The sequence below is a fragment of the Pseudomonas sp. NFACC13-1 genome (assembly GCF_900104425.1).
Classification (GTDB): Bacteria; Pseudomonadota; Gammaproteobacteria; order Pseudomonadales; family Pseudomonadaceae; genus Aquipseudomonas; species Aquipseudomonas fluorescens_AA.
Genome location: NZ_FMXV01000024.1, coordinates 43412 through 62339, shown reverse-complemented (window position 1 = coordinate 62339; position 18928 = coordinate 43412). Strand labels below are relative to the sequence as shown.

Genomic DNA, 18928 nt, shown 5'->3' with positions numbered 1-18928 from the left:
ATCTAGGTAGCGCGTGATATTGCTGCCTACCTCACCTCAACAATATCCAAAGCCCGATTCGCCAACAGCTCACTCACCTCAATCACCTGCAAGATCCCCAACGCAACCCGCCGTCGCGAACCATCCAAATCAAACGCCAAATCACTGATCATGGCATTCGCCGAAGCCAGGTTCTCACTGAGATTCGCAAGCAAACACTCAGAATCAACCCCCGGATCAATCCGAAAAATGGAGTCCGACTTGTCAGACGTTTCGCTCTTAGGCTTGGGCTTCAGGTAGTAATCCAACGCTCGCGTAGCAGCGTCGTCGATTTTCTTGTTGCGGGCAGATTGGGCGCGGGACGTAGGTTCGTCTGCCGCAGGAGGGTTCGGAGTAACTTTTACCATCGTCTTGCTTCCTGTAGTAGGAGCCATCACCCACTCGCTGCTAAACGATGGGAGGCAGCTGTACGCAGGTTAGCAGACCGGGGAAACAAGAAACCGGCGCGTCCGGGGACGCCCTGCGCACAGCCACCATCAAGTGCAGGATGGGGAATCCTGACTGGATGACGCCTTGCACAACCTGTTTCACCGCGAGCTGCTAAACCCGATCACTGACCATCAGTGACAGGTCCAAAACTATCGACGCAACCCCAGGCGCACAAGCCGGCGGATTCTGGCGTAGTTGTAGGCAAAGGCGCAAGGCGCTGTGGCTTGGCGGGCCTTCGTCGCTGGTGTCTGTCGGTCTTTACTGACAGACGCCGCTCGACTGGTCCGGGCAGATGCTCGATGCCGTTCAATTGAGGCTGTCGGAAGATCGGTGGCGAGGCATTCATAGGAGGGGGGCTGCTGCGCAGCCCAGCGGGAGCAAGCTCCCTCGCCACGTTGGTTACCTGCGATTGGAGCCGCTAGGCGCCCTCTTCCTTCTCCCCCGACTCATCGCTGTGCACCACCACCAGCAACTGCGCCTGCACGTCGCCCACCGAACGCAGGCGATGGGGTTTCTGCGCATTGAAATGCAAGGCATCACCGCGATTCAGCAGCACACGCTCGTTCATGAAGTCCACTTCCACCTGGCCCTCGTGCACGAACAGGAACTCCTCTCCGGTGTGTTCCTTGAACGCGTGATGCGCGGTGAATTCGGCCGCCGGATAGAGGATGAAGGGCAGCAGGCTGCGCTCAGACACTTGATGGGCCAATACCGCGTATTCGGAGCTGCCGCTGCTCGCCGCGAGGGATTGGCGGTCTTCGCTGCGCACCAGGCTGTAGCTGTCGAGGGAGACGCTTTCTTCGGAGAACAGCTCCTCGACTTTCACGCTCAGGGCCTTGGCGAGCTTGAGTGCCGTGGCGATGGAGGGTGTGCTCAAGCCCCGTTCCACCTTGGACAGGTAGCTCTTGGTCATCCCGGTTTTTTCGGCCAGGACGTCCAGTGTCATGCCGAGTTTTTTCCTGAGCAATTTCAAGCGAATGGACATAGGTAACCAACATTTCCAGAGAAACGGACAATCTGCGATTGCAAATGACACTTTGTGTCATATAGTCTATTTAGTGTCATTAGCACCTTCCTTTCACAGCTTCCATGACGCGGATCAAGAACGGTCAAAGCACGAATCAGGAGAACGGATATGAGCAAGACACTGGCGACGCCCAAGGACCAGTTGGTCCAGCATGCTGTTAACCAGATGCAGAAAACACTGCCGGATAATACGTGGACTGTACGACAAAAGCTGGCCCTGACCTGCCGCATCCTGTTCGAGAACGGTCACGACTCAGGGCTGGCGGGGCAGATTACCGCGCGCGGGCCGCAACCGGGCACCTATTACACCCAGCAATTGGGCCTGGGCTTCGATGAAATCACCGCCGGCAACCTGTTGCTGGTCAATGAAGACCTCGAGGTGTTGGAAGGTCATGGCATGCCCAACCCGGCCAACCGCTTTCACACTTGGGTCTACCGCGCCCGGCCGGATGTGAATTGCATCATTCACACCCATCCGACCCACATCGCCGCGCTGTCGATGCTGGAAGTGCCGCTGCAGATTTCCCACATGGACCTCTGCCCGCTGTACGACGACTGCGCCTTCCTGGAGGGCTGGCCGGGGGTGCCGGTGGGTAACGAGGAAGGCGAATTGATCGCCGGAGCCTTGGGTGACAAGCGCGCCATCCTGCTTTCCCACCATGGCCAATTGTCCACCGGTGCCACCGTGGAAGAAGCCTGCAACATCGCCCAACTGATCGAACGCGCCGCGAAGCTGCAATTGCTGGCCATGGCCGCCGGCGAGGTGAAACCGATCCTGCCTCACCTGGGCCGCGAAGCCCACGACTGGATCGCCCGACCCAAGCGTCACGCGGCCGCCTTCAACTACTACGCCCGGCAGACCCTGCGTCAACACGCCGATTGCCTGAACTGAACCCACCAGGAGCGAAGCCATGTCTACCCCTAACATCCACGGCATCATCGGCTACACCATCACGCCCTTCTCCACCGACGGCCAGGGCTTGGACCTGGACGCGCTGGGTCGGTCCATCGACCGTCTGATCGACAGCGGCGTGCATGCCATCGCGCCCCTGGGCAGCACCGGCGAAGGCGCCTACCTGAGCGACGCCGAGTGGGACCAGGTCAGCGAGTTCAGCATCGCCCGCGTCGCCGGCCGGGTGCCGACCGTGGTCAGCGTGTCTGACCTGACCACCGCCAAGGCGGTACGCCGCGCGCGTTTTGCCCAGGCGAAGGGCGCCGATGTGGTGATGGTGTTGCCGGCCTCTTACTGGAAACTGAGCGAGGCGGAAATCCTCGCGCACTACCAGGCCATCGGCGCCAGCATCGACCTGCCCATCATGCTCTACAACAACCCCGCCACCAGCGGCATCGACATGTCGGTGGAGCTGATCCTGCGGATTTTCAACGCGGTGGATAACGTCACCATGGTCAAGGAAAGCACCGGCGACATTCAGCGCATGCACAAGCTGCAATTGCTGGGTGAAGGCCAGGTGCCGTTCTACAACGGTTGCAACCCCCTGGCGCTGGAAGCCTTCGCCGCCGGGGCCAAGGGTTGGTGCACCGCCGCGCCGAACCTGATCCCGCAGCTCAACCTCGACCTGTATGCCGCCGTGCTGGCCAACGACCTGAGCCAAGCCCGGGCGTTGTTCTATCGTCAATTGCCGCTGCTGGATTTCATCCTCAAGGGCGGTTTGCCCGCCACCATCAAGGCCGGTTTGCGCACTCTTGGCCTGGAAGTCGGCGATCCGCGTCTGCCGGTTTTCCCACTGGATGAGGCGCGTAACCAGCAACTGCAGACGATGTTGAAGCAACTGCTCTGATTCAGAGTTCTAATCTTGCGACGGACAGGTGGCGCCCTAACCTGTCCGCTCGCTCCCTTGGGGGTCACTTGATGAAGAGCTATCAACCGTTGAACTGCGACCTGCATGATTGCCTGGAAATCGCCTGCCAGGTTTTGGGGCTGCTGCGCAGCTCAGCGGGAGCAAGCTCCCTCGCCACGGGGGAACTGCCTGTCGTCCCCTTTCGATAAGTGCCGGGGTGCTTTGGTCGTCAGGACGGGGGATAGGCCTCGTTGAACGCCCCGGCAAAATCTTCCGCCTTCGAAAAGAGCAGCATCTCCACGTCACCGATCTCCACATCCAGTTTTCGGGAGACGTTCACCAGCAACTCGATGTAGGTCGGGTAGACATCGGTCGTTGCAATTCGAATCCAGCGCTGTTCACGCGCCTGGGTTTTCAAGCGGGGCCAGCAGGCATTGAGGTGGGTGTTTCGACCCGCCAAGTGCGGAAACCACCAGCGTTGCTCATCGCCGTGAAGCCTCTGTAGAACGTTCAGGGAAAATGCGACCCGCGCATCGAAGATGGCGTGCTCGGTTGGATTCGAGAATGCCGCCACCTTCGACCATGAGGCGATGCCCTTGTGCTTGTCCGGCACCCGCCCCTGTGACACGGTCTGAACGTAGCCTTGCATCGTTGCGAGCGCGTTTCCCCTGACACCTCCCCACACGCGCACCGCGTAGTCTGCGAGGGCCATTCGTTGTTCGGGCGACGCGGTCCATTCCTGGGCGACATGTCGCTTCAGGGCGCGCGCTTTTTCGTACCAGTTCGAGCCATCGATCTCCCATTTGAATGAATGGTGGACGAGAGCGGTATCGAACTTCCAAGTGTAGATATTGGGAAGTGATGGCAAGTGCTGTGTGGCGTAGGAAAGCAGCGCATTTTCGAGAGACTGCATGGACGAGACCACGTATTGGACGAGGCTGTCATGTTAATTGACTCCCGGCCAAGCAGCGAATTTTCTAGCCAACTCGCGAAGTGGAGCTGGATCGGTTAATGATCTGGCTGCCTCGCTGTCGTCGGCTTATGCTGGTGGCGTTTTCATACAAAGGACTGGAACGTGAGCGGAATGCAATCATGGCTGGACAGGTTGAAAAACAAGCAGACGCCCGTTTCTACTTGGGCCGATCAACGACGCAACGAAGCGCTGGAAGTGCTCGCGAGCGTAGGGACTGATACTACGTGGATAGAACTCAGCCGCCATTACAACGGTTTCGTGCGGGAAGTCGCAGTTAGAGAGCTGTGCAGTCATCCATCTCCTGAAGCATTAGTCGCCTTGATAGACCGGCTGAATGATTGGGTCCCGCAAATTCGCGACTTAGCCACGGCAGGCCTGGAGCATTATCTGTCGCCCTCCCATCTCCAAGCGCTGCTGTTTGCGGTGGAGCCCCTTATTGCTTTAGCGGCACGGCGTAGAGCCGACCATGGCAAGACCCTCCACGCCACGCGTACTGTTTTGCAGTCGCCTATTATCCGAGACGAGGTCCAGGCAAATTTCCTGACCCGGCAAGGTAAAGCGGCCCGCTATTTGTTCGAGCTGTTGCTTGAGAGCGATCCAGCCCCTGAGGCGCTTCTACGCAGTGCCCTCGCCCATCGCGAAGTGACCGTACGCTTGATGGCCGTGCCTGCCTGTCAGTTATTGCCGGTTGTCCAAACCCGGCGATTGCTGCTCGAAGCCCTGTCTCTACCCAGTGCAAAATTCCGCGTTTGCGTGCTACGTGCGCTGCTGCCTTTGCTTGACGATCCGAGGCCTGTTTTATGTGAGGCGTTGCTCGATGCGTCGCCCTCGATTCGTAACCTGGCACGCTGGGCTGCGCCAAGCAGCAAAGTCGATGCCGCTGCGGTCCTGGCTGACCGGCTGAAGCAGGATCTGCCCATCCGCAAGCGAGACTGGCTGGGGGTGCTTGGCCTTGCAGCGGAACTCAACATCAAACTGGAGCCGCAGTGGCTAAAGCAAGCGCTGCATTCCACCTATTTAACGGTGAGGCATGCGGCTATCAACGTAGCCCCCGATAGCCAACTGCCCGAACTGCTCAGGGCGCTTGATGATCCATCAGATAAGGTTTTTACCGCAGCAATCGCTCGCCTGAACAAACAACCATGGGCTTTGGTGAAGGCTGGGCTGGATGCCAAGTTGGATCGGGATTGGCATGACCTTTCGGCAATGCGCCGAAGCGCACTACTCCATCTGCGGCCTCTATGGCAGCAGGCTGCTTACTTGCTGGCTCGGTTGGACGCAGAGCCGGCGCTGCAAGCCTTTTGGCTGCGCCAATTGAATATGTGGTGCGATCGTCAATATCAGATGGTCGATCCCGTCACGTCAAAGGCTGAGCGAGCAGAGCTCACGGAGCGACTCCGAGCGCTGGCTGTGCGCGGTCTTATCGATAGCAACAACGTCGCCCGTGTTGTTTAAGGAACCTAAGAATCCGGTTTGCCCGAACCTTTACTGCTTCAAATCTTCTATCAGCTTACCCACCGCCAAATCGGACACCCGGGAAAACGCCGCCCGCAGTGCTTCGGGGTCGGTGGCGTACTGCTCAGGGGTATAGGCGAGGGTGTTGCTTTCATTGAATGGCGAAATGGTATTGAAGTTGCGCCAAACCGAAGTGCCACTGCGCTTCATGGAGCCGTTGACGCCAATGACAGGGTAAAGCACGGTGCTGTAGTTTTTCAGGCTAAGCCCCCACTGTGGGACCATGATTTCAACGTCGGCATCAGCCCGTTCACCTTCCGCCACGAGGGTGAACATCCCTTCTTGCTTGATGCGCCTCTCGAAGCTTTCGCGCACCAGTTGGCCCACATCGATACCGTGGGCTCGCATGTTGTTCAGAATCGCCTGGGAAATATCCATTGTCGCGCCGTCGGCCGCCTTCGTGCCCACGACCGAGCCGGCCCCGGTCAATGCGTTTGTGCCAGAGCTCGATGCGCCGGACGCCATACCCGCCGCGGCACCTGCTCCAGCCCCCAGCCCTGCCCCCCACGCCTGGGTCATGCTCGTGTACTTGAAATTTTCTACCGCAAAGTACACAGGGAGGATCTTGATCGTTTTGATCTGGTGGCGATCTTCAACACTCAAAGACTTGGTTACACAGCCGGAAAGCAGAACGAGCGAAAGCAACGCGAGCATCAACTTTTTCATGGATGGGGAAACCGATTAGCTGGATGAATGAGGGCTCTGGCGCCATGACCGACAACCGTTTCAATAGAAGCGGTCTTCTTCCTTCATGCGATAAATTCGTCCGAAGGTTGCGAAGGAAATCCCGAGGAATACCAATGTCAGCACCACTCCGCCTGCCATGATGAAGAAGCCGGAGCGATACGTGTGAAGCTCGGTGGCGATACTGCTGATTTGGGGAAACCAACGTGAGTACAGCAGCGGAACGTCGCCCCCTACCTCGTACTGATCATGTTCGTTGTAGCGTTGGTCCACGTATTCGTCTTCATGGACTTGTTGATCACCGTCCACATACCGGTAGTGAATGATGATGCCGTTAGCGTTCATCGGGATGCTTTCCAGTTGCGTCACGCTGCCTTTTACCTCGACAGCACTCCATCGGATCGCCCCATAAATGGACCCGGAATGTTTCGCCAGGGAGGCCAGGAACAGCAGCACACAGCACGCAACGGTAAGCAGGACTATTCGGTTATAGAGTTGATCTTTTTCAGCTTCACGTGGGTAAAACATACTCCGGTCCTTCGTATGAGATTCGTCCGCAACCCTATCGGCGTGTGATCCGGCAACTTGAGTTGACCTTTCCTGTCCTGAGGCAAGCGCCTTGGCTATCTCACCTCAACAATATCCATTGTTTGGAGTAACAGGACTAAACCGCCCTCACGGGCAGGTGCCGCTCATACGTTCTCATTATCTGATCGGGTAAATGAATACCGATCGATATCAGACCTGAGCTTCCAGCCTTGGCTATGCCAATAGTTGGCAGCTGTTAGATTGGTCTTGAACACGTCGAGATGACATTTAAGTATTCCGTGTTTCTCAAGACTCGAAAGACAGTGCTCGACCAACGCATTTGCTATGCCTTGTCGCCGATACTGGGGAAGAACAACCAAATGCTGCAGATAGCCTCTGCGGCCGTCGTGTCCACACATGACGCAACCGCAGAGGACGGCTCCGACTTCAGCCACGAAGCTCATCCCGGGATTTCGTTCCAAGTATTTCGCGGTCGATTCACGAGAGTCAGCGTCACGGAAGGAGACGCCTGGAGTACGCCTCATGAGGTCGATGACAGCATCGTAATCGTCCATGGTCATGACACGGATATTGAACATTGATTGAGCCTTGCTGTGTTACCTGGCTGGCCCAGCAGACTAGCAGAAGCCGCTTGGAGGGTGCTGCACCGATTCGCGTGGGGATCGCCCATGCAGCGCTTTGTCCAAGGAAAGGTCCAGCTGTGCGAGACCTTTCCTGTATTGAGGCAAACGCCTCGGCTACCTCACCTCAACAATATCCAACGCCCGATTCGCCAACAGCTCGCTCACCTCGATCACCTGCAAAATCCCCAACGCCACATGCTGCCGAGACAGCCTTAGCTCTCTTTGGGTTGGGCTACGTCCCGCTCGCGACTAAACGATTGGGAGGCAGCTGTACGCAGGTTAGTCGACCGACGAGCTAAGAAATCGGCGCGCCCGAGGGCGCCCTGCGCACAGCCACCATCGAGTGCAGGGATGGGGATACCTGACTGATGGACGCTTGAGCGACTTAGCAACGACGGGCGACTAAACCCGATCACTGATGAGCAGTGACAGGTCCCAAACTACCGACGCAACCCCAGGCGAACAAGCCGGCGGATTCTGGCGTAGTTGTAGGCAAAGGCGCAAGGCGACGTCGGCTGGCGAGTTGCGGACGCCCAATGGCTGACAGTCACGGCTGACGTTCCTACAACCCACGCAAAAAATCTTTCCACTCCATCCCTCCCCGCAAAGCCCCCATCCGCTCCAGCAAAGCCCCTCACAAATCCCTACCTCGATAATGCCTTCTTTCCACACCCCCTAGCGCTACAACCGAGCACCGTGTTTTCCCATGAACTTACGCACCTTCATCCGTCGCTACTGCCTGGATTCCAGGCTCGCCACGAATGCCCTGACCCGCCTGCACCAAGCGCTTTCCTCTCTGGCCCGCTACCTGGCACAACAAGGCTTCGACGACAAGACCTGGCCGGCCACCCGCGACGAAGGCGCTCTGGACCGTCGTCTCGACACCGTGCGCCCGGAGCTGGCCGCCACGGTGTTCAGCCACGCTCGGGAAGGGGTCATCCTGGTTGACCCGTACGGTCGGGTCATCGCCGTGAACGAGGCCTTCACGCGGCTCACCGGTTACGGTCAAGACGAGGTGCAGGGCCGGGAGTTGAATTCCCATCGCATGGTGCGTCGGCTCGCGGCGTTTTATGCGCCGATGAAGAATGCGCTGGATTTCCACGGGCACTGGTCCGGTGAAATTCAAAGCAATCACAAGGATGGCCGGGAGATGACGTCGCGCATCAGCATCAGTGCGGTGCATGACCGGCATGGCAATGTTCAGCACTATGTGGCGTTGTTCAGCGACATGACGCAGATGAAGCAGCGCCTGCAGTTACTGGAGCGTGACGCCCGGCATGACGCGCTCACGCAACTGCCCAATCGGTTGCTGTTGACCGAACGGATGCGCCAGGCCCTGGGCAAGGCCGCTCTCTATCAGCAGAAAGTGGCCATCGCGTTTATCGACCTCGATGGGTTCAAGGCGCTCAACGACAGCTATGGGCATGACTGGGGTGATCGGGTGTTGCAGATTGTCGCGACACGGATCAATGCCACGCTGCGTGAAGGCGATACCTTGGCGCGCCTCGGTGGCGATGAATTCGTGGCGGGGCTGGTGGATTTGCAGGCGGTGGAGGACAGCGAGCCGTTGCTCAAGCGGATGCTGGCGGCGGCCAATGCGCCGATCTTGATTGGCGCGCAAACGGTGGAGATTGCCGCCAGTATCGGCGTGGCGTTTTTTCCGGAGCATGGGCAGGAGGTCGATGGGCTGATCAGCAAGGCGGACCAGGCGATGTACCTGTCGAAAAAGGCCGGCGGCAATCGTCTGGCGTTTTGTCCGACGCGGTTTATTTCGCTCAATAGCGAAGCCTGACGGTGGTGCCGAGGGTTCGTTCGCTGCCGGTCATGACGCCATAGTCGCCAGCGCCGAGCAATGAATACACGGCGGTGATGTAGTTGCGGTCGAAGACGTTGCGCACCCAGCCTTCCACTTCCCAGGCGCGGTCCTGGCTGCGCAGGCCCAGGCGCAAATTGGTCAGGCCGTAGCTGGGTTGATAGCTGCCTTCGCCGCCTTCGAGGGTGCCGGAGTAGCCGGTGCGGAAGCTGTAGTCGATACCGCTGAAGGCTTCCAGCCCATAGGGCAGTGGATGAGTGTGGTCGAGGCCGCTGCTGAGGTTCCATTCCGGCGCGTTGTAGAGGCGGTCGCCGCTGAGGTCGCAGGTCCATTGGCCCGAGGCCGGCGGGCACGGGGCGTTGGGGAAGCTGCGGTAGCGCGCATCGCTCCAGGCCAGGCCCAGGCGCCCGGTGAGTCGCGGGGTGAGTTGCCAGGCGGAATCCAGCTCGATGCCGCGCAGGCGGACCTTGCCGACGTTGATCAGGTTGTCCCGCAACGGGGGCGCGAACATGGACGTGGGCGGGCTGTAGGTGAGCGCCTGGTAGTTGTCGACGTCGGTCTGGTAGACGGCGAGGTCGAGCAATGCGCGCTCATCCCAGAAGCGCGTCTTCATGCCCAGTTCCAGGGACGTGGCGCGCTCCGGCTCGAAGGTGGGCGCGGTGAACGGGCCGACCACGTCGAAGTTGATGCCGCCGGCCTTGTAGCCCCGCGACCAACTGACGTAGCCCATCACCCCATCGCTGAAGCGGTAACTGGCGCTGAGGAGGCTGGAGACGTTGTTTTCTTTTATCGAATCCTCGCGGTAATAACCACCACCCAGGGCGATGTCGCGCAGCAACAGCCCACCGGACTGGAACACCGCTGGCAAGCCCGTCAGCGGGGCGAGGTTGCTGACGTCGCGGGAGATCCAGCCGTCCTTGCGCTCCTGGCTGTAACGCAGGCCGCCGGTGAGTTCCAGCGGGTCGATCGGGCGCCAGGAGAGCTGGCCGAAAATGGCTCGGCTGTCGCCCTTCTGCTCGCCGTCATAGCGTTGCCGGGCGCCGTCCAGCAGCATCGCCGGCACCTGCTTCGGATCGGTGAAGGTGATGCCGTAGAGCTTGCGCAAGGCTTCCAGCTGATCGCCGACGAACCAGGGCGCGGCGTCCTTGCCGAATTCGGCGTCGATCTCGCGGTCGAGTTGTTGGCGCAGGTAATAGAGCCCGGCCACATAGTCGACGGAAGAACCGACCGTGCCGGACAGGCGCCATTCCTGGCTGAACTGCCGGTGGCCCAGCTCGGTTTCAGACTCGGCCACGGACAGCGCGGTGCTGTCGCTGTCGCGGGTGGCGCGGTAGTCCCAGTCGCGGTAGGCGGTGATGCTGGTCAAGCGCATCGCCTCGTCCAGGTCCCAATTCAATTCCAGTGAAACACCGTTCTGCAGGGTTTGCGGATGGCCCGGCGCGTCGATACGTGTCTCGCGCTTGTAAGGGTCGGGCTCCGACAACGGATAGCCGAGGAACTGGGCGCGCTCGCGGGTCTGCTGGCTGTAGTGATTGACCAGCAGGACGTTGCCGGCTTCGTTTTGCTCGGCATAGTCGGCGATCAGGCGAGCGCTGAAGTCCGGGGTCGGCGTCCACAGTAACTGGCCGCGCAGGCCATGGCTGTCGGCGTCGCCGAGGCGGGCGCCGTCTTGCAGGTTTTCCACGGTGCCATCGGTGGAACTGTCGAAGACATTGAGTCGGCCGGCGAGCACGTCGTCCTGCAACGGCCCGGAAACCGTCCCGCGATATTCCCGCAGGCCGCGCTCGCCGTAGCTGGCTTCGAGGTTGGCCTCGGGCTGGAACGTTGGCTGGCGAGTGATGATGTTCAGCGCGCCCGCCGTGGTGTTCTTGCCGAACAAGGTGCCTTGTGGCCCGCGCAGCACTTCGATGCGCTCGATGTCCATCAACTCGGTGAAGGCCATGCCCTGGCGTGCCTGGTAAACGCCATCGACGTAGGTGCCGACGCTGCCTTCCAGGCCATCGTTGTAGGCGGTCGCGCCGAAGCCGCGCAGGCCGAAGCCGGCATAACGGGCGTCGTGACCGGACACCACCAGGCCGGGCACCCGCTGCTGGATGTCTTGCAGGCGATGCAGGCCGGCCTCGTCCAGTTGCTCGCCGTAGAGGACGTTGATCGGGATCGGCACCTGTTGCGGGTCTTCCTCGCGACGGCGAGCGGTGACGGTGGTGGCGTCGAGCGTGAGGGCGCCGGGCGCCGCTTGCTCGGCCTGGACCGACGCCCAGGGCAACATCGAAAGGCCGCCGAGCAGGAACAACCGGTAACCCAAACCCGGCATCCTAGTGCTCCCGAGCCAACGCGCGACGCGTGGTGTCCGGGCAGGCCAGTGCCTTGACCCACGCCAGCAATTCGCGGCTGTCGGCGGGCTTGAGCAGGACCGCGTCGAAGGCCAGGTCCTCTGGATAGTCCTGCGGCCTGCGCGGCGGCACCGCCGAATAGAGCATCACCGGCAGATGGCGCCAACGCTCGCGCACGTGGCGCAGCAGCGCCCACCCGTCCATGCCGGGCATCATCTGGTCGCTGATCAGCAGGTCGATTGGTTGCTGCGCCAGGCAGGCCAAGGCGTCTTCGCCGTTCGCCGCCATGCTCACATCAAAACCGTAACCCGCCAGCAAGTCATAGAGCCATTCGCTGTTCTGCTCGACGTCGTCCACCAGCAGGACGTGTTTGCCCTGGCCGTCAAACGGCATGGCGTTGTTGTCGACGATGCCGTTTTCCAGGTCGTGTTCTTGGGCGCCATTCAATTGCAGGCGGAAACTGAAGTGGCTGCCCTGCCCGGTGGCTTGGGGTTCGAGGCGGCTGTCCATGCGCTCCAGCAGTTGGGTGACGATGGACAGGCCCAGCCCGCTGCCTTCATAGCGCTGGGCATTGCGACCGCGGCGGAACGGTTGCAGCAGTTGTTCGAACTCTTGCGGGTCGATGCCGATGCCGGTGTCGATCACGCTGAAACGCAGTTCCACGGTGTTGGCGGTCGTGCCCGGGGCCCAATCCACTTCGAAGCGGATCTGGCCGTTGCGGGTGAATTTCGCCGCGTTCGCCAGAAGGTTCATGAGCACCTGCCGAAGGCGTTTGAAGTCGGCCTCCACCAGTGGCGGCAAGTCATCGGCCAGCACCGCCTCGAAGGTGTTGCCCTGGCGTGCGGCGAGAAAGCCCGCTTCGTCTGCGATCTCGTTGAGGAACCCGTACAGGTAGCCGGGCGCGAGGGTCAGTTGCATTTGCTCCAGCTCGCCACGGGAAAACTCGAGCATCTCGTCGATCAGCTCCAGTTGCTGGCGGGCGTTGCGCTCGATGGTCGCCTGATAGTCGCGGTTGGGCCCGGCGTGCAGCAGACGCGCATAGTCGATGATGCGCACCAGCGGCGAGCGCAGGTCGTGGCTGATGCGCGCCATCAACGCGCTGCGGGCCGCCAGGGAGTCGCGCAACTGCGACGTGCGCAGGGCCACGGTGCTTTCCAGGCGTTCGTGCTCGGCTTGGCGTTGTTGCTCGAGGGTGGCCAGGGCGTTTTTTTCGCGGTTGCGGCTGCGGGCCACTTCCATGATCAAGGTGCACACCAGCAACGCCACGCCCGGGAGTGTGGACGATAAGCTGTATTTGCTCTGGGGCGACTGCCAGGGCAATTGTTCCTGGGGGAAAAGCATCCGCATCAGCAATTGCGCAAGCAAGAGCCCCGACACCAGCCAGGCCAGCCAGCTGTAGCTCAGGCGTCTGCGCCAGGCCATGAACAGCGTGACGAGCAGCACCCCGTAGAAACTCAGGAGGGAGATCTGGACGATCTGCGCGCCCTGGACGGGATCGACTTTCAACCACCAGAGTCGGCCGAGCACACAACCTGACAACGGCAGCCAATAGCTCCAGCCAATGACTTTGGGCAGGACGGACACCTGCAACAGCACGCGGAAGTAGGCGAGAAACAGGACGAACGAGATGGCGCTGGCGCAAGTCAGCAGCTCCCGTGTCCAGCCCAGCGCGGTGGGCCAGTAGATCAGGTAGCCGTTGAGGATGCAGGTCAGCAGGATGTAGCTCAGGACCGCGCCCGCATTCACGCTCAGCAATCGGGAGCGCAGGATCCAGCCGACGATGAAGCCGAACGGCACGACCAGCAGGACAATGCCGAGGGCGAGCCCGTCGCTCAGGTAAGTCTGCTGCTGGCTGCGCAGCAACACCGGTTCGGACCACAGCTCCGGCTCCAGCAACAGCTGGAAATGGCTCGTTACGCGGACAAACACCGTGACGCTCTCCCCCGCCGCCAACGACACCGGGAACGCCGGTTGGCGCGCCGCCGGCTGGGGCCATTCGGCCAAGGGATAGGCACCTCCGGCGTGGGCTTCACGCCAGCGCCCGGCTGACGATTGATAGACACGGATGTCGTCCAGGCGAGGCGCCCCGACCACCAGCAAGCGCGAGCACGCCGCATCGCTGGAATTGGTGAGCTGCCATTTCAACCAGAAGGCGGAGCGGCTGTAGCCTTCGCTCGGCCAGCGCGGGGTGGCGGGGTTGAAACGGGTGTCGGGCAGTCGGGCGACTTCTTCGAGGCTCAAGCGGGCCTGGGCGTCTTCGAAAATCTGCGCCGCAGGCATCAGGTCCAGACGCTCAGCCCGGCACAGCTCCACGGGCGCGGCATGGAGCAGGCCGGCGGACAACGAAGCGATCGTCAGCACCAGAAACCGTAGGAGCCGCATCAGGCGCGTCCGACCGACTCTGTATCCACGAGGCCCAGGGTCTGCTGGCGAAACTGGCTGGGCGTCATGCCGATTCGCTGTCGAAACGCCGTGGTGAAGTTGCAGGCATTGCGAAAGCCCACCACTTCGGCGACGTCCTGCACGCTCATGGCGCTTTCGGAGAGCAGTTCCTGGCCGCGTCGCAATCGCGCGTCGCGAATGTAGGCAAACACGGTCATCCCCAGGTGTTCGCGAAAAATGGCGGAGAGGCGTTTCTCATGAGTGCCGACTTTTTGCGCGAGCATGCCCAGGGACGGTATGTCGTCCAGCTGGTTTTCGATCAGTCGCATCGCCGCGCGCAGCACGATTTCATCGCCTTGCGGTTGCGGATCGGCCGGGTGGTCCGCAATGGGCGGTGGCGCTCGCCAGGTCAATTGCAGATGGATCCTGATGCGTGCCAGGACTTCCTCGGGGGCGCAGGATTTGGGGATGTAGTCCACCGCGCCCACGGTCAACCCTTCCAACCGCTCCAACGACGTATTGGCCGACGACAGAAACAGGATCGGGGTATGCCGGGTGGCCGGTGCCTCGCGTAATAACCGGCACAGGCTGAAGCCGTCCATTTGCGGCATGTGCACATCCAGGACGATCAGGTCCGGGCGCAGGGCAAGGGCGCGTTGATAACCCTGGTAGGCATCGCTGGCCAGGGAAATGCGCCAGGGCTGGGTCTTCAACAGAATGAGCGTGGCGCGGATGTCTTCGGGGACATCGTCGATCAACAGAATATGCGGCAACGGCTCGGAGGCCGCCGCGCCTGCCGTCGTCAATACCTGCCTTTCGTATCGTCCGTTGTCCATTCGCCAGGTCTCTTTTGTGTTTAGCCGGGTCGCTGTCGTGCAATTGCCAAGCGCGGAAGCACGTTTCGGGCCGGCAACAAACCGATATAGCGGCAGATCAAATGAGAACTGAAGCTATCAAATTCTTAATCGGCGATAAATGGTCGTCCCCTCGTGGCGCCTACCGATACGGGGCGTTATGGGCGGGGCGCAGGGGCGTGTGGCAAGGGATATCGAACGAGAGGGGGCTATGCCTGGAAAAAAGCCCAGGCGCAGTGGCCAACGGGGTTGATGCTGTTCACTAAACCGTGGCGAGGGGATTTATCCCCGTAGGGCTGCTAAGCAGCCCCAAAGCAGCAAACTCAATCCTCCTGACACACCGAGGTGCTTGATTTGAGGGCTGCTGCACAGCCCAACGGGGATAAATCCCCTCGCCACAGGTTTGTTGAACGGCTTGAATGAACAGTAATGCTTTCAGGTCGCCTTGAAACGTTTAGAACGAGTAACCGATCTGCGCGAGCAGTTGCGGGTTTTCCTGGCGCGTATCGCTCTGCGCTTCGCCGCCGGAGTGGCGCCAGGCGACCGTTGCGTCGAATGAGAGTTGGCCGTATTGAGCGCGCAGGCCCACACCGCCGCCGGAGATGCTGCGGGTGTTTTTCTCATCGGCCCACTCGTCGTGGTTGATGCGCACCTTGCCGGCGTCCCAGAACAGGTAGGGCGTGAGCTTGTCGATCGGGTAGCGAAGCTCGATCTGGGTCAGCATGCCTTCGTCGCCCGAGCCTTCGCTTTGCGGATAAGCCCGTACGCCATCGATGCCGCCGAGGCTGAAGTCTTCGGAGGAGTCGAGGTTGTCGTTGCTCCACTGGCCGAGGAAACGGGCGAAGAGCGTGAAGTTGGCCGGCAGCGCTTGCAGACGCGCCAGGTCGACGTTCACTTTGCTGAAGTTGCCCTCGGTCTGGGCGGTCTGGCGGTCGCCCTCGCGCAGGGCCGAGTCCAGTTTCAGGTCACCGTAGGTCAGCGTCGCGCCGCCGTAGGTGATGCCGCCGCCGAACAAAGTGTCCCTCACGTCAAACTGCAAACTGATGGGCAGCGTGTTGCTGCTTTTTTCAAAACTGAGGCCCAGCACTTCGTACTTATCCTCGAGTTCCTTGTGCTGGTATTGCCCAGCCAACATGAGGTTCGCCTGGTTGCTGCGCAGGAGCGGGTAGCTCAAGCCGATGCTGCTGACCTCAGCGGTACCGGTGGCCCCCAGATCGGCGAATTCCGCGCCCAGGTCGTAGGAGCTCTGGGCGTAACCCACGTTGCCGCGCAGGCCAGAGGTGCCCAATGGCATCGAGTAGCCGAGGCTGCCGAAATACAGGTCTTCATCGGTGGCCATCACCGCGGCGCTGAGCCGGTCGCCCAGCATCAGCGGGCTGTTCCAGTCGCCTTGTACCGTCAGGCGATTGCGCCCCGAATACCGATTGCCATGGTTGTCCAGGGTGGCCTTGCCCTCGAAGGCCTCGGTCTTGCTCACTTTGGCATCGAGATCGCCCGTGCCGAGTGCCTCACCTGGCCGGATCACCGGCCGAACAGCCACGCCCGGCAAGTCCGAGAGCACCAATATGCTGCGCTCCAGCCGGTCACGCTCGATCACGTCGCCCGGTTGCAAGTCGTCCAGGAACGGCTGCGCCTGCGCGGCCAGTTTCGCATCGTCATTGGTGGCGGTGATTTTTCCATAACGGCCTTCGATCACCGCGATGGTCAGTTCACCGTTGGCCATGCGTTGGGCCGGCAGATAGGCACGTGCAAACGGGTAACCCTGCTCACGGTAGTAAAGCGTGACCTGCCGGGCCACTTCCCGCAGCTCGTCCAGGTCATGGGCTCGACCGATAGCCGGGGCGACGACGCGTTGCAGGCTGGCCTCGTCGATGCGCGTGTTGTCGGTGAAATGGACAGCGTTGAGCTGGACCTTGGCGCCGCCGACTTTTTCTTGCGGCGGTTGCGGTGCTTCCACATCCAGGCGAATGCTTTGCGGCAGTTCCTGCTGCGGAATCGGCAGTTCCTGCAGGATACGGCCGGCGTCGGGGATCGGGCGTGCCGGCAGGGTCGCCGCCCAAGCCGGGGAAGTGGACAACAACGCCAGACCGGCCGCGCAGGACATCAGTTTGTTTTGCATGGGATCAATCTCGAATAATTCGGGTTGCCTGAGCCCATGACCACGTCCAGGGACGTGGCCAAGGGTTCCTTCAAATGAAAAGGTGGATGTCAGGGATCAGGGACGCATGGCCAGGCTCGGCAAGCGCACACCGCCGCGCACGACGAACACGGTCTGCGGTGGGTAGGCCGCACAGGCGCCGCCTTCGGATACGCCGCCATCGGAGCAGACGGTCCCGGCCAGTTCCCGCTCGCTGGCGGTGTCCTCGGCCTGGGCAGCCGAATCGCTGTCGCCTTGCGCCAGGGCGTCGCCCGCCTTCCCGCTGGCACGCGTGCCGCCCTGGTCCACCAGCAACAGACCGCCGTCATCGACCCCGTGATCAGACCAGTCGACCGGTTTCGCCTGGGTCGGGTTGAGCTCCGGTGCATGGGGCGAACTCACCTCTGCGCCGACGCGTGTCGCATCGGCGACGCTCTGCCGCACGGCGTCATAATCAATCGACGGCGTCACAGTGAGATTGGCGTTGGCCGGGTTGCTGACGATCAGGTAACCGAGGTCAGCCAGCCCGCCGATGTTGATCAGGTGCGAACCCGGGCCTTGAGTGCCGACCGAATACAGTGGGTTGCCGAGCATCGGCTTGGTGTCGCCGTTCCACAGGCCGTTGGCGTCATAACCGGCGATACCGCCGCCGTTGAACGTGGTTTGGCCATCGAACACCTTGGTCTGGGTGGTCGCACCGTTGGTGGACACCACCAGGACGGGTTGCTCGCGGTAAACGGCATGCACGCCTGTGTTGCCCAGGGCCCTGCCGAAATTGCTCTGTTGCTCGTCACTGTTGTAGCGGAAATTGCCGCTGCCACTGCCGACCACATCCACCACGCGGGTGCTGCCAGCGAGGCTACCGGTGTAGATCACCGCCCGGCCGCCGGCGCCGGTCGACACCGTCACGCCCGCGTCGGCCTTCACGTCACCGCCCGCAGCCACGCCCGCGGAAGCGGATTGACCGGCGTTGAGCACGATCGCATCGGCGGCATTGCTGGTGGTGCTGACGTTCTCGGCCAGGGTGATGTTGCCGGTGGTCGTCACAACCTGGACTTTGCCGGTGTTGCCGATACCGACGATCTGATCCAGCTGGGTGCCGTCCAGTGCCGTCTCGGTCAGCGTGCCGACGGTGACGTCGGCCCGATTGACGAAGCTGACATCCTTCGCTCGGCTGGCGATATCGCCGACCCAGTTGCTGGCGTTGCGCAGATCGAAATTCCCGCCCTTGAGCGCCAGGCCACCGGCAGTGATATTGCCGTTGGCATCCTGGGTGGTCTTGCCGCTGATGTTCAGGAACACATTGCCGTTGGTGGCCAGCCCTTCGTTGATCGCCAAGTCACCTTGGGTGCCGATGCTGACGTCGCCGGAGTTGTTCACGCCGGTGGTGACCTTCACCACGTTGCCGTTGCCGTCGGTTTCGGTCAGCGTGCCAACCTTCAGGTTGCCGGTGTTGTTGAAAGCGACCTTGCCTGCCTCGCTGGCAATATCACCCACCACGTTGCCACGGTTGCGCAACTCGAAGTCGCCGCCATTGAGGGCCAAGCCATCGGCGGTGATGTTGCCGTTACCATCCTGGGTGGTCTTGCCGCCGATGTTCAGGAACACATTGCCGCTGGTGGCCAGCCCTTCGTTGATCGCCAAGTTCCCTTGAGTGCCGATGCTGACGTCGCCGGTGTTGTTCACCCCGGTGGTGACTTTCACCACGTTGCCGTTGCCATCGGTTTCGGTCAGCGTGCCGACTTTCAGGTTGCCGGTGTTGTTGAAGGCGA

Annotated in this window: 15 protein-coding genes and 1 pseudogene; 4 read left to right on the top strand and 12 right to left on the bottom strand. The window is 61.2% G+C overall.

The genetic code is table 11. The annotated features are described in order from the left end of the window. Nucleotides 1–26 precede the first annotated feature (26 nt). Both BLQ55_RS24190 and BLQ55_RS24185 read right to left on the bottom strand, forming a co-directional pair. Nucleotides 27–386: a DUF6124 family protein gene (locus BLQ55_RS24190; protein WP_092223344.1), complete on the bottom strand. Its 360-nt coding sequence runs from the start codon at nucleotides 384–386 to the stop codon at nucleotides 27–29. Between the two features lie 500 nt (nucleotides 387–886). Further along, nucleotides 887–1453, bottom strand: coding sequence for a helix-turn-helix domain-containing protein (locus BLQ55_RS24185; RefSeq protein WP_092257640.1), 567 nt, complete (start codon nucleotides 1451–1453; stop codon nucleotides 887–889). A 150-nt stretch (nucleotides 1454–1603) separates the two neighbouring features. On the opposite strand from BLQ55_RS24185, the gene BLQ55_RS24180 reads away from it, so the two are divergent. Beyond that, a complete protein-coding gene (locus tag BLQ55_RS24180) occupies nucleotides 1604–2386 on the top strand; it encodes an aldolase (RefSeq protein ID WP_053152480.1) in 783 nt (260 codons plus the stop codon). A gap of 19 nt (nucleotides 2387–2405) precedes the next feature. Next, a complete protein-coding gene (locus BLQ55_RS24175; protein ID WP_092257637.1) occupies nucleotides 2406–3293 on the top strand; it encodes a dihydrodipicolinate synthase family protein in 888 nt (295 codons plus the stop codon). A 229-nt stretch (nucleotides 3294–3522) separates the two neighbouring features. On the opposite strand, the gene BLQ55_RS24170 is transcribed toward BLQ55_RS24175, so the two are convergent. After that, entirely contained in the window at nucleotides 3523–4206 is a 684-nt protein-coding gene (locus BLQ55_RS24170; protein ID WP_092257634.1) for a hypothetical protein, read from the bottom strand. Nucleotides 4207–4377: 171 nt separating this feature from the next. Between BLQ55_RS24170 and BLQ55_RS24165 the strand changes: the two genes are divergently transcribed. After that, nucleotides 4378–5721, top strand: coding sequence for a PBS lyase (locus BLQ55_RS24165; protein ID WP_371128552.1), 1344 nt, complete (start codon nucleotides 4378–4380; stop codon nucleotides 5719–5721). A 30-nt stretch (nucleotides 5722–5751) separates the two neighbouring features. On the opposite strand, the gene BLQ55_RS24160 is transcribed toward BLQ55_RS24165, so the two are convergent. From BLQ55_RS24160 to BLQ55_RS32990, 4 genes and pseudogenes are all read right to left on the bottom strand, one after another. Continuing rightward, nucleotides 5752–6447: a hypothetical protein gene (locus tag BLQ55_RS24160; RefSeq protein ID WP_092257628.1), complete on the bottom strand. Its 696-nt coding sequence runs from the start codon at nucleotides 6445–6447 to the stop codon at nucleotides 5752–5754. A 60-nt stretch (nucleotides 6448–6507) separates the two neighbouring features. Beyond that, on the bottom strand, nucleotides 6508–6993 hold the full coding sequence (locus tag BLQ55_RS24155) for a DUF3592 domain-containing protein (protein ID WP_176814248.1): 486 nt from the start codon (nucleotides 6991–6993) through the stop codon (nucleotides 6508–6510). Between the two features lie 164 nt (nucleotides 6994–7157). After that, entirely contained in the window at nucleotides 7158–7592 is a 435-nt protein-coding gene (locus tag BLQ55_RS24150) for a GNAT family N-acetyltransferase (RefSeq protein ID WP_092205430.1), read from the bottom strand. A 159-nt stretch (nucleotides 7593–7751) separates the two neighbouring features. Continuing rightward, nucleotides 7752–7844, bottom strand: a pseudogene (locus BLQ55_RS32990) (DUF6124 family protein); the annotation flags it as partial. Nucleotides 7845–8343: 499 nt separating this feature from the next. Between BLQ55_RS32990 and BLQ55_RS24145 the strand changes: the two are divergent. Further along, the gene (locus BLQ55_RS24145) at nucleotides 8344–9429 is read left to right on the top strand and encodes a sensor domain-containing diguanylate cyclase (protein ID WP_092257625.1); all 1086 of its coding nucleotides are present in this window, start codon (nucleotides 8344–8346) and stop codon (nucleotides 9427–9429) included. Here the strand turns inward: BLQ55_RS24145 and BLQ55_RS24140 are convergent. The 5 genes from BLQ55_RS24140 to BLQ55_RS24120 form a co-directional block, all read right to left on the bottom strand. Continuing rightward, nucleotides 9413–11764, bottom strand: a complete 2352-nt coding sequence (locus BLQ55_RS24140) for a TonB-dependent receptor (RefSeq protein WP_092257622.1) — start codon at nucleotides 11762–11764, stop codon at nucleotides 9413–9415. The genes BLQ55_RS24145 and BLQ55_RS24140 overlap by 17 nt on opposite strands. Nucleotide 11765: 1 nt before the next feature. Further along, complete coding sequence (locus BLQ55_RS24135) at nucleotides 11766–14165, bottom strand: hybrid sensor histidine kinase/response regulator (RefSeq protein WP_092257619.1); 2400 nt, start codon at nucleotides 14163–14165, stop codon at nucleotides 11766–11768. Continuing rightward, complete coding sequence (locus BLQ55_RS24130) at nucleotides 14165–15001, bottom strand: response regulator transcription factor (protein ID WP_092257617.1); 837 nt, start codon at nucleotides 14999–15001, stop codon at nucleotides 14165–14167. The genes BLQ55_RS24135 and BLQ55_RS24130 overlap by 1 nt, the downstream gene beginning before the upstream one ends. A 472-nt stretch (nucleotides 15002–15473) precedes the next feature. Continuing rightward, nucleotides 15474–17138 carry a ShlB/FhaC/HecB family hemolysin secretion/activation protein gene (locus BLQ55_RS24125; protein WP_218130122.1) on the bottom strand — a complete coding sequence of 555 codons (1665 nt, stop codon included), beginning with the start codon at nucleotides 17136–17138 and terminating at the stop codon, nucleotides 15474–15476. A 96-nt stretch (nucleotides 17139–17234) separates the two neighbouring features. Next, nucleotides 17235–18928, bottom strand: a 1694-nt coding sequence (locus BLQ55_RS24120; RefSeq protein ID WP_218130121.1) for a hypothetical protein, incomplete at its 5' end; no start/stop codon positions are given.

Excerpts from the sequence above, each read along its gene's own strand:
- BLQ55_RS24190 (WP_092223344.1), bottom strand. The coding sequence starts at position 386 with ATGGTAAAAGTTACTCCGAACCCTCCTGCGGCAGACGAACCTACGTCC.
- BLQ55_RS24185 (WP_092257640.1), bottom strand. The coding sequence starts at position 1,453 with ATGTCCATTCGCTTGAAATTGCTCAGGAAAAAACTCGGCATGACACTG.
- BLQ55_RS24180 (WP_053152480.1), top strand. The coding sequence starts at position 1,604 with ATGAGCAAGACACTGGCGACGCCCAAGGACCAGTTGGTCCAGCATGCT.
- BLQ55_RS24175 (WP_092257637.1), top strand. The coding sequence starts at position 2,406 with ATGTCTACCCCTAACATCCACGGCATCATCGGCTACACCATCACGCCC.
- BLQ55_RS24170 (WP_092257634.1), bottom strand. The coding sequence starts at position 4,206 with ATGCAGTCTCTCGAAAATGCGCTGCTTTCCTACGCCACACAGCACTTG.
- BLQ55_RS24165 (WP_371128552.1), top strand. The coding sequence starts at position 4,378 with ATGCAATCATGGCTGGACAGGTTGAAAAACAAGCAGACGCCCGTTTCT.
- BLQ55_RS24160 (WP_092257628.1), bottom strand. The coding sequence starts at position 6,447 with ATGAAAAAGTTGATGCTCGCGTTGCTTTCGCTCGTTCTGCTTTCCGGC.
- BLQ55_RS24155 (WP_176814248.1), bottom strand. The coding sequence starts at position 6,993 with ATGTTTTACCCACGTGAAGCTGAAAAAGATCAACTCTATAACCGAATA.
- BLQ55_RS24150 (WP_092205430.1), bottom strand. The coding sequence starts at position 7,592 with ATGTTCAATATCCGTGTCATGACCATGGACGATTACGATGCTGTCATC.
- BLQ55_RS24145 (WP_092257625.1), top strand. The coding sequence starts at position 8,344 with ATGAACTTACGCACCTTCATCCGTCGCTACTGCCTGGATTCCAGGCTC.
- BLQ55_RS24140 (WP_092257622.1), bottom strand. The coding sequence starts at position 11,764 with ATGCCGGGTTTGGGTTACCGGTTGTTCCTGCTCGGCGGCCTTTCGATG.
- BLQ55_RS24135 (WP_092257619.1), bottom strand. The coding sequence starts at position 14,165 with ATGCGGCTCCTACGGTTTCTGGTGCTGACGATCGCTTCGTTGTCCGCC.
- BLQ55_RS24130 (WP_092257617.1), bottom strand. The coding sequence starts at position 15,001 with ATGGACAACGGACGATACGAAAGGCAGGTATTGACGACGGCAGGCGCG.
- BLQ55_RS24125 (WP_218130122.1), bottom strand. The coding sequence starts at position 17,138 with ATGCAAAACAAACTGATGTCCTGCGCGGCCGGTCTGGCGTTGTTGTCC.